The organism is Nevskia sp. (genome assembly GCF_051860985.1).
In the GTDB taxonomy this organism is placed as follows: domain Bacteria; phylum Pseudomonadota; class Gammaproteobacteria; order Nevskiales; family Nevskiaceae; genus Nevskia.
Genome location: NZ_JBIMKV010000007.1, coordinates 152,276 through 164,901 on the forward strand (window position 1 = coordinate 152,276; position 12,626 = coordinate 164,901).

At 68.1% G+C, this 12,626-nt stretch carries 12 protein-coding genes; 9 read left to right on the plus strand and 3 right to left on the minus strand.

The genetic code is table 11. The features are described from left to right. Positions 1-95 precede the first annotated feature (95 nt). The 7 genes from ACTIGJ_RS09190 (at position 96) to ACTIGJ_RS09220 (ending at position 8,807) form a co-directional block, all read left to right on the plus strand. Positions 96-1,595 carry a peptide MFS transporter gene (locus tag ACTIGJ_RS09190; RefSeq protein ID WP_439640004.1) on the plus strand — a complete coding sequence of 500 codons (1,500 nt, stop codon included), beginning with the start codon at positions 96-98 and terminating at the stop codon, positions 1,593-1,595. An 88-nt stretch (positions 1,596-1,683) separates the two neighbouring features. Next, positions 1,684-3,666 (plus strand): M2 family metallopeptidase, encoded by a 1,983-nt coding sequence (locus ACTIGJ_RS09195; RefSeq protein WP_439640005.1) that lies wholly within the window; start codon positions 1,684-1,686, stop codon positions 3,664-3,666. Positions 3,667-3,820: 154 nt separating this feature from the next. Continuing rightward, a complete protein-coding gene (locus ACTIGJ_RS09200) occupies positions 3,821-5,641 on the plus strand; it encodes a DUF885 domain-containing protein (protein ID WP_439640006.1) in 1,821 nt (606 codons plus the stop codon). 84 nt (positions 5,642-5,725) lie between these two features. Then, positions 5,726-6,679 carry an SPFH domain-containing protein gene (locus ACTIGJ_RS09205; protein ID WP_439640007.1) on the plus strand — a complete coding sequence of 318 codons (954 nt, stop codon included), beginning with the start codon at positions 5,726-5,728 and terminating at the stop codon, positions 6,677-6,679. 16 nt (positions 6,680-6,695) lie between these two features. Beyond that, positions 6,696-7,175, plus strand: a complete 480-nt coding sequence (locus tag ACTIGJ_RS09210) for an NfeD family protein (RefSeq protein WP_439640008.1) — start codon at positions 6,696-6,698, stop codon at positions 7,173-7,175. Next, positions 7,165-7,923, plus strand: coding sequence for a PAQR family membrane homeostasis protein TrhA (gene trhA, locus ACTIGJ_RS09215; protein ID WP_439640009.1), 759 nt, complete (start codon positions 7,165-7,167; stop codon positions 7,921-7,923). The genes ACTIGJ_RS09210 and trhA overlap by 11 nt, the downstream gene beginning before the upstream one ends. Next, the gene (locus ACTIGJ_RS09220; protein ID WP_439640010.1) at positions 7,920-8,807 is read left to right on the plus strand and encodes a PPK2 family polyphosphate kinase; all 888 of its coding nucleotides are present in this window, start codon (positions 7,920-7,922) and stop codon (positions 8,805-8,807) included. The genes trhA and ACTIGJ_RS09220 overlap by 4 nt, the downstream gene beginning before the upstream one ends. Before the next feature lie 7 nt (positions 8,808-8,814). Here the strand turns inward: ACTIGJ_RS09220 and ACTIGJ_RS09225 are convergent, their stop codons facing one another. After that, positions 8,815-9,459 (minus strand): NAD(P)H-binding protein, encoded by a 645-nt coding sequence (locus tag ACTIGJ_RS09225; RefSeq protein WP_439640011.1) that lies wholly within the window; start codon positions 9,457-9,459, stop codon positions 8,815-8,817. 98 nt (positions 9,460-9,557) lie between these two features. Between ACTIGJ_RS09225 and ACTIGJ_RS09230 the strand changes: the two genes are divergently transcribed. After that, positions 9,558-10,001, plus strand: a complete 444-nt coding sequence (locus tag ACTIGJ_RS09230) for a hotdog fold thioesterase (RefSeq protein WP_439640012.1) — start codon at positions 9,558-9,560, stop codon at positions 9,999-10,001. An 18-nt stretch (positions 10,002-10,019) separates the two neighbouring features. Here ACTIGJ_RS09230 and ACTIGJ_RS09235 read toward each other — a convergent pair whose 3' ends face one another. After that, positions 10,020-10,712 (minus strand): type 1 glutamine amidotransferase, encoded by a 693-nt coding sequence (locus ACTIGJ_RS09235; protein ID WP_439640013.1) that lies wholly within the window; start codon positions 10,710-10,712, stop codon positions 10,020-10,022. A 172-nt stretch (positions 10,713-10,884) separates the two neighbouring features. Here ACTIGJ_RS09235 and ACTIGJ_RS09240 point away from each other — a divergent pair, with 172 nt between their 5' ends. Next, a complete protein-coding gene (locus tag ACTIGJ_RS09240; protein WP_439640014.1) occupies positions 10,885-11,802 on the plus strand; it encodes a hypothetical protein in 918 nt (305 codons plus the stop codon). 11 nt (positions 11,803-11,813) lie between these two features. On the opposite strand, the gene ACTIGJ_RS09245 is transcribed toward ACTIGJ_RS09240, so the two are convergent. Beyond that, a complete protein-coding gene (locus ACTIGJ_RS09245) occupies positions 11,814-12,605 on the minus strand; it encodes an undecaprenyl-diphosphate phosphatase (protein ID WP_439640015.1) in 792 nt (263 codons plus the stop codon). Positions 12,606-12,626 lie beyond the last annotated feature (21 nt).

Sequence of the window (12,626 nt, forward strand, 5' to 3'; positions counted from 1 at the left end):
CGGACAACGGCAAGGCCCGGTTTTTGCGGTGCGTCATTGACCCCCCCGCCGAGCCGCCGCCATAGTCGGCGCTGACCCGATTCCCGCCCCACTTCATGTCCAACCCGACGTTTTTCGGCCATCCGCGCGGCCTCGCCACCCTGTTCTTCACCGAAATGTGGGAGCGCTTCACGTTCTACGGCATGCGCAGCCTGCTGGTGCTGTTCATGACGGCAGCGGTGGTCGGCGGCAATCCCGGTCTCGGCCTCACCGAAGGTGAGGCGAATGCGATCTACGGCCTGTACCTGTCCTGCGTCTACCTGTTCTCGCTGCCCGGCGGCTGGGTCGCCGATCGCCTGACCGGCCAGCGCAACGCGGTGATCGCCGGCGGCACCATCATCGCGCTCGGCAATTTCCTGCTGGCGACCGGCAACCGCACGCTGTTCTTCCTCGGCCTGGTGGTGATCGTGCTGGGCGTCGGCCTCTTGAAGCCGAACATCAGCGCGATGGTCGGCAAGCTCTACGACGGCCTGCCGTCGGGCCAGCGTGACGCCGGCTTCTCGATCTTCTACATGGGCATCAATGTCGGCGCGGTGATGGCGCCGCTGCTGGTCGGCACCATCGGCGAGAAGATCAGCTGGCAGGTCGGCTTCGCCGGCGCCGGCGTGCTGATGCTGCTGGGCCTGGTGCAGTTCCACGTCATGCGCGCCACCTTGCCGCCGAGCGCCGACGATGCCAGCGCCAAGACGCCGGCCGAGCGTCGCAGCGCCTGGACCGCGCTGGGCGTCGGCCTGGGCCTGTTCGCGGCGCTGGTCGCCGCCGCTGCGCTTGGCCTGTTCGATCTGGAGCCGGTGGCGCTGGCCGAGAAGGTCGGTGTGGCGATCGTCATCATCGCGGCGTTCTTCTTCGGCTACGTGTTCCTGTTCGGCAAGCTGAGTGCCGACGAAGCCAAGCGGGTGTCGGTGATCCTGGTGCTGTTCTTCGGCGCCGCGACCTTCTTCATGGGCTTCGAACTGGCCGGCTCGACCTTCAACCTGTTCGCCCGCGATTTCACCGATCGCAGCGCCTTCGGCAGCTTCTTCAGCGACGGCCAGCATCCGGCCAGCTGGTACCAGTCGCTGAACCCGCTGTTCGTCGTCGCCTTCTCGCCGGTGTTCGCAGCGCTGTGGGTGCAGCTCGGCCGGCGCAACCTGGAGCCGTCGATCCCGGCCAAGTTCGCGCTGGGGCTGATCCAGATGGGCCTCGGCTTCGTGGTGATCGCCTGGGCGGCCGACATCGTGGTCACCGGCGGCGCCGGCACCAAGGTGCTGCCGGTCTGGCTGCTGCTGACCTACCTGCTGCATACCTTCGGCGAGCTGTGCCTGTCGCCGATCGGCCTCAGCGCGGTGACCAAGCTGGCGCCGCCGCGCTTCGTCAGCCAGATGATGGGCACCTGGTTCGCCGGCACCGCGCTCGGCAACCTGCTGTCCGGGCTGATCGCCGGCCATCTGGGTGCCGACGACATCGCCAGCGCGCCGCACCGCTACCTGATGATCTTCGCGCTGGCGCTGACCCTGGGTCTGCTGATGGCGATCATGGCCAAGCCGATCAAGCGGCTGATGGGCAACGTGCGCTGATGGCCTGCCGTGCGATCAAACCTTTTCGCAGCGGGCGGCGTCCGACCGCATCGGGCCAGGCCCCGCCCCCTTTCAAGGAGTTACTGACATGCCCTCCCATCTGATCCGCGCCGGGATCGTCGCCGGCCTCGCGCTTGGCGCGTCGGCCTGCAGCAAGCCACCGGCGACCGACGCCGCGACGCCGGCTGCCGCAGCTTCCGTCTCCGCAGCCGACGCCGATGCCTTCGTCGCCGATTTCAGCAAGCAGGCCAAGGAACTCGGCAAGTACGCCGCCTCGGCGCAGTGGCTGCAGGCGACCTACATCACCGACGATTCGCAGCTGATCGCCTCGAAGTACGGCGAGCAGTTCCTGGAGTTCAACTACAACCAGGGCCAGGCCGCCAAGCCGTACTACGCGCTGAAGGATCTGAAGCCCGACACCGCCCGTGCGCTGGCGCTGATCCGGCTCAACACCGTGGCGCCGAGCGATCCGGCCAACCGCAGCAAGCTGGCCACCGTGCTGTCGGACATGGAAGCGAACTACGGCAAAGGCCAGTGGTGCCACAAGAACGCGGCCGGCAACGAGCAGTGCCTGTCGCTGCCGGCGATCGAGGAGATCGTCAACAACATCGACGGCAAGCGCACGCCGGCGGAAATCGCCGAAGCCTGGGCCGGCTGGCACGCCACCGCCAAACCCATTCGCGACGAGTACCAGAACTTCGTCGGCCTCTACAACGGCGCGGCGAAGGAATCCGGCTATGCCGATGCCGGCGAATGGTGGCGCGGCGGCTACGACATGAGCCCGGCCGATTTCTCGGCCGAGACCGAGCGCCTCTGGGGCCAGGTGAAACCGCTGTACGACGCGCTGCACTGCCATGTGCGGGCCAAGCTCAACGCCAAGTACGGCGACGCCGTGGTGCCGAAATCCGGGCCGATCCCGGCGCACCTGCTCGGCAACATGTGGGCGCAGCAGTGGGCCAACCTGTATCCGCTGGTCGAGCCGTACAAGGGCGTGTCGGATCTTGATGTCAGCGCGGTGCTGAAGACGCAGCGCGATGCCGAGTACAAGACGCTGCTGGCCGGCTACAAGGGCAAGCCGTCGGCCGTGGAACTGGCCGACCTGTCGCACAAGGCCGATGCCGTGTTCGCCGAGAAGATGACCCGCACCGCCGAGGACTTCTACACCTCGCTGGGCATGCCGAAGCTGCCGGACTCGTTCTGGACCAAGTCGATGCTGGTCAAGCCGCGCGACCGCGAGGTGGTCTGCCATGCCTCGGCCTGGCCGATGGACGGCGACAGCGACGTCCGCATCAAGCAGTGCATCCAGCCGGACGAGGAATCGCTGACCACGATCCATCACGAGCTTGGCCACATCTACTACTACCTGCTCTACAAGGATCAGCCGACCGTGTTCCAGGGCGGCGCCCATGACGGCTTCCACGAAGCGATCGGCGACACCGTGACCTTGTCGCTGACGCCGAGCCACCTGCAGAAGATCGGTCTGGTCAAGGACGCCAAGGCTGACGAGCGTGCCGTGATCAACTCGCAGATGAAGCTGGCGCTCGACAAGATCACCTTCCTACCGTGGGGCAAGCTGGTCGACCAGTGGCGCTGGAAGGTGTTCTCCGGCGAGGTGGCTCCGGCCGACTACAACAAGGCCTGGTGGAAGCTGCGCGAGGAATACCAGGGCGTGGCACCGCCGCTGGCGCGGACCGAGGACGATTTCGACCCGGGTGCGAAGTACCACATCCCCGGCAACACGCCGTATACGCGCTACTTCCTGAGCTTCGTCGTGCAGTTCCAGTTCCACAAGGCGCTGTGCGAAGCGGCCGGCTTCACCGGCCCGCTGCACGAGTGCGACATCTACGGCAACAAGGCCGCCGGCGAGAAGTTCATGGCGATGCTGGCCGCCGGCCAGAGCCGGCCGTGGCCGGAAACGCTGGAAAAGCTGACCGGCACGCGGCAGATGGACGCCTCGGCGATCCTCGAATACTTCGCGCCGCTGAAGGCCTACCTGGAACAGCAGAACCAGGGTCAGAGCTGCGGCTGGAGTCTGCCGGCCGATCCGATGGCGGCGGCGTCCGGTTCGTGACAAACACCTCCATCGTCATTCCGGCGCAAGCCGGAATCCAGTGTGCGGCACACCGCTGCGCGCGCTCGGGTTCTGTCTGAGCGGCTCTGGATTCCGGCTTGCGCCGGAATGACGTGGACGGGTAGGTCTTCGCGTTTCAACAAGGGACAGACCGATGAAAACGCTGCTGAAGATCATCGCCAGCCTGGTGCTGGTAGTCGTGCTCGGTGCCGGCCTGTGGATCGCCAACGTCGGCTGGTTCAAGCCGTACTCGATCGACCGTTTCTACGATCGGGTGTTCGTGCGCTTCCTGCTGGAAAGCCCGGAGCTGGTCACAAGCCTGGCGCCCCACCCGCTCGGCATCCGCTATTTCGATCGCCGCCTGAGCGATGCCTCGGTGGCGGCGCAAGAGAAGCAGGCGGCGTTCGTGAAGAGCGAGCTCGATGTTCTGCACGCCTATGACCGGGCCAAGCTCGACGAAGGCCGGCAGCTGTCCTACGACATCCTCGAGAACTTCCTTGCCACCTCGGTGGCCGGCGAGCCGTGGATGTTCCACAGCTATCCGCTGAACCCGACGGCCGGCGAGCAGAGCGAGCTGCCGAGCTTCCTGCTCGGCCAGCATCCGATCGACTCGGAAGCCGACGTCGAAAGCTTCCTGAGCCGCCTCGACCAGTTCGGTGTCCGCTTCGACCAGATTCTCGAAGGCCAGCAGCTGCGCGAGGCGCGCGGCATCCGGCCGCCGAAGTTCGTGGTCGACAAGACGCTGAAGCAGATGCGCGAGTTCATCGCCAAGAAGCCGGAAGAGAACGTGCTGTACACCGGCCTCGCCGAGAAGCTCGCCAAGCTCGGCGATGTCGACGAAGCCACGCGCAAGCAGCTGCTGGCGCGCACTGCCGCCAGCATCAACAACGTCGTCTATCCCGCCTATGGCCGGCTGATCGAGAACTTCGAAGCGCTGGCAGCGAAGGTCACCGACAACAACGGCGTCTGGGCGCTGCCCGACGGCGCCGCCTACTACGCCTGGTGCGTACGCCAGCAGACCACCTCCACCCTGTCGCCGGACGCGATCCACGACATCGGCCTCGCCGAAGTGGCGCGCATCGAAGGCGAGATGAACGCGCTGCTGGTCGCGCAGGGCTACCGCGAAGGCAGCGTTGGCGCCCGGGTGGCGGCGCTGGCCCAGGATGCGCGCTTCAAGTACGACGCCAGCGCCCCCGGCGTGCGCGAACAGGTGCTGGCCGACTACCAGAAGATCATCGACGAGATCGACGCGGGCTTAGGGCCGTATTTCGACGTGCGGCCGAAGCTCGGCGTGCAGGTCAAGGCGATTCCGGCGTTCAAGGAAGCCTCCGCGCCTGGTGCCTACTACGAGCCCGGCGCGCTCGATGGCTCGCGGCCCGGCGTGTTCTTCGCGAACCTGCGCAAGGTCGACGAGATCAGCCGCTACGGCATGCGTACGCTGGCCTATCACGAAGCGATTCCCGGCCATCACTTCCAGATCGCAATCGCGCAGGAGCTGAAGGACGTGCCGGTGTTTCGCACCGTGCTGCCGTTCAATGCCTATGCCGAAGGCTGGGCGCTGTATGCCGAGCGGCTGGCCTGGGAGCTGGGCTACGAGAAGGACCCGTTCGACAACCTCGGCCGTCTGCAGGCGGAGATGTTCCGCGCCGTGCGGCTGGTGGTCGACACCGGCATGCACCAGAAGCGCTGGAGCCGCGAGCAGGCCCTGGCCTATCTGATCGACAAGACCGGCATGGCCGAGGTCGAGGCGACGGCCGAGATCGAGCGCTATCTGGTCTGGCCGGGCCAGGCGCTGGGCTACAAGCTCGGCATGCTGAAGATCCTGGAACTGCGCGAGCGGGCCAGGACCCAGCTCGGCGACCAGTTCGATCTCAAGGAATTCCACCGTGTGGTGCTGACGCCGGGCTCGATGCCGCTGCCGGTGCTGGAAGCCGTGATCGATCGCTGGCTGGCCAGCAAGGCCGCGCGCGGCTGACGCGCGGCCGGCCCGGCCGAGCAAGCCGATCTGCAATCCGGCTCGCGTAGACTCGAAAGGGTCCGCCTTCCGGAGAGCACTGCCATGTCCTACTTCGCGCTTGCCTTGCTCGCGTTCGCCCTGGTCACCGTCTACAAGGGCGTGGTCACCGTGCCGCAGGGCACCGAGTACACGATCGAGCGGTTCGGGAAATACCGCGCCACGTTCACGCCCGGCCTGCACTGGCTGGTGCCGTATGTCGACCGCGTCGGCCGGCGGCTGTCGATGATGGAGCAGGTGCTCGACGTGCCGAGCCAGGAAGTCATCACCAAGGACAACGCGATGGTCGGCGTCGACGGCGTGGTGTTCTTCCAGGTGCTCGACGCCGCCCGCGCCGCCTACGAAGTGCAAAACCTGCAGTACGCGATCCTGAACCTGACGCAGACCAACCTGCGTACGGTGATGGGTTCGATGGATCTCGACGAACTGCTGAGCCAGCGCGACCACATCAACACCCGGCTGCTGGCGGTCGTCGACCAGGCGACCAGCCCCTGGGGCATCAAGGTCACCCGCATCGAGATCAAGGACATCCAGCCGCCGCGCGATCTGGTCGATTCGATGGCCCGGCAGATGAAGGCCGAGCGCGAGAAGCGCGCCCAGATCCTGGAGGCCGAGGGGGCGCGGGCGGCGGCGATCCTCAAGGCCGAAGGCGAGCGGCAGTCGAAGATCCTGCAGGCCGAAGGCGAGAAGCAGCAGGCGATTCTCGATGCCGAGGGCCGCAAGGAAGCCGCGTTCCGCGATGCCGAGGCCCGCGAGCGGCAGGCCGAGGCGGAAGCCAATGCCACCGCCAGCGTGTCGGCGGCCATTGCCCAGGGCAACGTGCAGGCGATCAACTACTTCGTCGCCACCCGCTACATCGAGGCGTTGAAGGACATCGCCACCAGCAGCAACCAGAAGCTGGTGTTCATGCCGCTGGAAGCGGCCAGCGTGATCGGGGCGATCGGCGGCATCGCCGAACTGGCCGGCAAGGCAGCTGGCCAGCAGGCTCCGTCGCGCTAGGGTCCGGGAGACCGTCATGGACAGCCTGCTCAACGACGGCTTCATCTTCTGGCATTGGTGGGTGCTCGGCCTGCTGCTGCTGGTCGCCGAGGTGCTGACGCCGGGCACCTTCTTCATGTGGATCGGCGCGGCGGCGTTCGTCACCGGCTTCGCGGCCTGGGTGCTGCCGGGCCTGAGCTGGCCGGGCGAGATCGTGCTGTTCGCGCTGCTGTCGCTGGCGGCGGTCGCCGCCTGGTTCCGGTTCCGGCCGATGCGCCGCAGCGATGACGCCGACAACGGCCTGAACCAGCGCGGCCGGCAGCTCGTCGGCCGGGAACTGACCCTGGTGTCGGACATCGTCAACGGCGTCGGCCAGGCCCGGCTCGACGACTCGGTGTGGCGGGTCAGCGGTCCTGATCTTGCGAGTGGAAGCCGGGTCCGCGTGGTGGCCACTGATGGCGCGACGCTGAAGATCAAGCCGGTCGCCGGCCATCACGATACGGGGCATGGGCATTAACGAATCCGCTGACAACTCGATTCACGACGCCGCCGAAAGCGCGCCGCCCGGCGAGGCGCGCGTGCGCGCCGTGGTCCGCGAAGCCACCCACAACCTGTACAGCTTCGGCGAAGAGCTGGCGCACAGCCTCACCCACGGTCTCGGCGCGGTGCTGGCGATCATCGGCCTGTGCGTGCTGGTGGCGCGGGCGGTGCTCTACGGCGGTTCCCGCGAGCTGCTGGCCGGGTCGATCTTCGGCGCCTCGCTGATCCTGATGTACGCGGCCTCGACGCTGTTCCATTCGATTCCGCTGCCGCGCCCGAAGCACATCTTCCGGGTCATCGACCACTGCCTGATCTATGTCCTGATCGCCGGCACCTACACGCCGTTTACGCTGATCGCGCTGGCTGACAGCCCCTGGGGCATGCGCCTGTTCGTGTTCACCTGGGGGCTGGCGGCAGTCGGCATCCTGTTCAAGATCTTCACCACCGGCCGCTTCGAGTGGCTGTCGCTCGGCGTCTACCTGGCGATGGGCTGGTGCGGCGTCGTGGCCGGCAGCGAGATCATCGCCGCCGTGCCGCCGGCCGGTCTCTGGCTGCTGCTGGCCGGCGGGCTGTCGTACACCTTCGGCACGCTGTTCTACGCCTCCACGCGGCTGCGCTACCACCACGCGATCTGGCACGTCTTCGTGCTGGCCGGCAGCGCCTTCCACTTCTTCTGCGTGCTGTTCTACGTGCTGCCCGGGCCGCCAGCCGTGGTGACGTCATGAGCAAGGACGACGGCTCGCAGCCGGTCGACAGCCCGTTCCTGGTGCCCGACGACGGCCGCTTCCGGGTCCGCAAGGCACGCACCGCGCCGCCCAAGGGCGCGGCCGACGACGATGTCCTGAAGGAGCAGCTGCGCGACAGCGTCGCCGCCCTCGATGACCTGCAGAAGATCCTCTACGCCCACGATCGCCATGCGCTGCTGCTGATCTTTCAGGCGATGGACGCGGCCGGCAAGGATTCGACGATTCGCGCCGTGCTGACCGGCGTCAACCCCGCCGGCTGCGAGGTGCATTCGTTCAAGCGGCCGACGCCGCAGGAACTCGACCACGACTTCCTCTGGCGCAGCGCCCGCCTGCTGCCGGAACGCGGCCGCATCGGCGTCTTCAACCGCAGCTACTACGAGGAAGTGCTGGTCGTGAAGGTGCACCCGGAGTGGCTCGGCGCGCAGCGGCCGCAGCCTGGACGGCACCCGAAGAAATTCTGGAAGCAGCGCTACCAGTCGATCCGCGATCATGAGCGGCACCTGGCGGCGAACGGCACGGTGATTCTCAAGTTCTGGCTCAACGTCTCGCGCGAGGAGCAGCGCCGCCGCTTCCTCGATCGCCTGAACGAGCCGGAGAAGAACTGGAAATTCCAGGCCGGCGACGTCGCCGAGCGCGCCCACTGGGACGCCTACATGGACGCCTACGAGGACGCGCTGAACGAAACCTCGCGCGAGCACGCGCCGTGGTACGCGATCCCGGCCGATTCCAAGCCATTCATGCGGGCAGCGGTGGCCGACATCATCGTCCGCCGCCTGCAGCAGCTGGACCTGCGCTACCCGGTTTCCAGCGATGCCGAGAAAGCCCAGTTCGCCGCGCTGCGCCGGCAGCTGGAAGCCGAATAGCCGCCGCCTATAGCGGCAGGTCGTGGATCACCGTGCCGCTGCGGGTATCGCTGCGGGCCACCTGCAGCATCGCGTCGGCGACCTCGGCGGCCGTGATCGGCTGGTACTTGCGCAACGGCCCGATGCACAGCGGCGCCAGCAGTGGCGCCAGCTTCTGGGCCAGGGCTTCGCCGGGCCGTGATTCGCTGCGGGCGCCCAGCAGCAGCGACGGCCGGAACAGGTGCACGGCGGCGAAGCCGACCTCGCCGACCGCCCGCTCCATCCTGGCCTTGACCCGGGAGTAGAACGCCGGCGAGGTGGCGCTGGCGCCGGCGGCGGAAACGCCGAAGAAGCGCGTCACGCCGCCGGCCTGGGCCGCGCGCGCTACGGCCAGCACCATGTGGTAGTCGACCCGTTCCAGCCCGGCCTTGCCGCCGGCGGCGCGGGTGGTGGTGCCGAGACAGCAGAACAGATCGTCGGCGGCCAGCGGATCGGCCAGCGCATCGAGATCCTCGAGCGTCGAGGTCATCGCGCGCAGCTTCGGATGGGCGCGGGCCGGTGCCCGCCGGCCCAGCACGATGATCTGCGCGTAGTCCGGCGCGGCCAGCAGGCGATCGAGCAGGGCGGCACCGACCAGCCCGGTGGCTCCGACGAGTAGCGCAGTTCGAGGCATGAAGGTTCCGGCCGGCCGTGAAGGAGCGGCGAGTCTATCGGAGGCCCCCGCCGGCAGGCGTTACAGTGGCGGCCCCTCCCACTTTTCGCGACACCGACATGAGCCTCTGGAAGCGCCCCGTCACCATCGGCGAAGGTTTGCCGACCCCGCCGAACACGATGGGTCATCACCTCGACATTCGGGTCACCGAAGTCGGGCCCGATTTCCTGCGCGGCACCATGCCGGTCGATGCCCGCACCGTGCAGCCCTACGGCCGCCTGCACGGCGGTGCGTCCTGCGTGCTGGCCGAGGAACTGGGCAGCATCGCCGCCTTCCTGGCGACCGACCCGGCGATCGGCGTGCCGGTCGGCCTCGATCTCAACGCCAACCACATCCGGCCGCTCGGCAGCGGCCTGGTCACCGGCACGGCGCGGCCGGTGCACGTCGGCCGCACCTCGCAGGTCTGGGAGATCCGCCTGACCGACGCCGACGATCGCCTGGTCTGCATTTCCCGGCTCACCATCGCGGTGATTCCGGCCGACCGCGCCAAGCCGGCCAGCTGAGACGCGCGGCCGCCGGCCTCAAGCGGCCGGCAGGAAGCGTTCGAGGATCGCCCGCATCGCCGCGTTGTTAGCGGCGAAGGCGTCGGTATCGGCCAAGATCGCGTCCGCCGTCTGCACATGACGCGAGGGCTGCAGCGTTTCGTGGCGCAGCCATTCCTCCGCGTTGTCGCGCGTCACTTCCAGATGGAACTGCAGGCCCAGCACCCGGCCGTCGCCCCAGCTGAAGGCCTGCTGGGCGCAGGCTTCGCTGTGGGCCAGGCCGCGCGCGCCGGGCGGCAGCGCATAGGTGTCGCCATGCCAGTGGAAGGCCGTGAAGCGCGGCGGCAGGCCGGCGAACGCCGGCTCGGCGAGGCCGGCGGCGTTCAGTTCGACCGGGAACCAGCCGATTTCCGGCTCGCCGTTGCGGCGGACCGGGCCGCCCAGCACGTCGGCGATCAGCTGGGCACCGAGGCAGATGCCCAGCACCCGCCGGCCGGCGTCGATGGCGGCGCGGATCAGCGCCTTTTCGGTGCGCAGCCACGGGTGCGCGGCGTATTCGTAGATGTTCATCGGCCCGCCCATCACGATCAGTGCTTCAAAATCCGCAGGGTCGGGCAGTGCCTCGCCGGCATACAGCCGCGTGCCGGACACCGCATGGCCGCGTTCGGCAAGCCAGGGGCCGATGCAGCCAAGGTCTTCAAAATCAGCGTGTTGTAGCCAGTGGATGGGCATCTTTCGGAGGCTCGGCAAGGGCGGCGATCGGCAGATTGCGGCGCTCGACGAAACGTGGCAAGGCTCTTGCTTTATCTGTTTCGTCTCTTCTCGACTTTGCCCGGCGCCTGCCGGGTTTTTTGTGGGCGTCATCCGGGCCGAATGGCCCGACCGCCCCGCTATGATCCCGGCTATGACCCCTGCCGACGTCCGCCCCGGCCGCGCCCTCAGCCGCCTGCTGCTCGGCGTTGTCCTGCTGCTGAACTCCTGCGTGCTGCTGTCGCAGCCCGATGCCACTCGGCTGGCCGCGCCCCGGCTCGACGAACTCAGCGGCCTGACCGTTTCCAAAGCCGATCCCACCGTGCTCTGGGGCCACAACGACAGCGGCGGCAAGGCCGAACTGTTCCGCATCGGCGTGGCTGGTGAAGACCTTGGCCGGCTCGCCGTGGCCGGTGCCCGGGCGTACGACTGGGAAGACATCAGCGCCTTCACCTGGCGCGGGCAGCCGGCGCTGCTGATCGCCGACGTCGGCGACAACCGCGGCGATCGGCCCAGCGTCACGCTGTACGCGGTGCGCGACCCGGGCCGCAGCGGCAAGAAGGCGACGCTGCTCTGGCAGCTCGATTTCCGCTACGACGGCGGCCCGCGCGACTGCGAGGCGGTGGCGGTCGACGAAGCCGATCACAGCGTGCTGCTGCTGACCAAGCGCGAGCAGCCGAAGCGGCTGTACCGGCTGCCGCTGCCGCGCAACCGGCCGCCGGTCGGCGTGGCGATAGCGGAATGGCTCGGCGACGTCGCCAGCGTGCCGCAGCCGACTCCGCTCGACCACCTCGCGAATCCGGTGCAGGCCGCCTACTTCGGCCAGCCGACCGCGATGGACCTGAGCCCGGACGGTCGCAGCCTGCTGGTGCTGACCTACAAGAACGCGCTGCGCTGGCGGCGCAGCGCAGGCCAGCCGTGGATCGCCGCGCTCGCCGCCGCACCGGAGGTGATTTCGCTGCCGTTCCTGCGCCAGGCCGAAGCCCTGGCGGTCACCGCCGACGGGCAGTCGATGTTCATCAGCAGCGAAGGCGTCGGCGCGCCGCTGCTGCGGGTGCCGCTGGCGCCCTAGGGGCTGCGCGCCTAGCCGAGCGCCGCCCAGCCGAGCAGGCCGGCGCCGAGCGCGATCCGGTACCAGGCGAACGCGGTGAAGCGGTGGGTCTGGATGTAGCGCAGCAGCCATTTGACCGCGATGAAGGCGACCACCGCCGATACCGTGAAGCCCACCGCCAGCTGGCCCCAGTCCTCGCTGCCGCCGCCGTGCTTCAGCTCGCCGTACAGCGAATAGGCGCTGGCGGCGTACATGGTCGGGATGCCGACCAGGAACGCGAACTCGGTGGCCGCCGCCCGGTTGGCGCCGCCGATCAGCATCGCCGCGAAGATCGTGGTGGCCGAGCGTGAGGTACCGGGAAACACGCCGGCCACCACCTGCCCGATGCCGACGGCGATCGCCACCGTCCACAGGATCTCGCCATGCGCCAGCCGCCGTCCGGCCAGCCATTCGGCCGCCAGCATCCAGACGCCGCCGATCACCAGCGCCAGCGCGATTGGCGTGATCTGGTCCGGCAGCTCGAAGCCGAGCTTCTTCACGATCAGCCCCAGCACCGCCGTGATCAGGAAGGCCACCGCCAGCTTGGCGATGTAGCGCCGCTGGCCGGCGTCGTCCAGGCCGGTGGCGAGCCGCCACAGCCGTTCGCGGTAGATCACCGTGACCGCCAGGATCGCGCCGGCCTGGATGACGATGTTGAAGAGCTCCGAACGCTGGCCGAGCCCGAACTGCTCGGCCAGCAGCAGATGGCCGGTCGAGGAAATCGGCAGGAACTCGGTGATGCCCTCGATGATGCCGAGCAGGATGACGTGCAGCAGATCGTTCACGGGATTCGCGGGCCGGTGGCG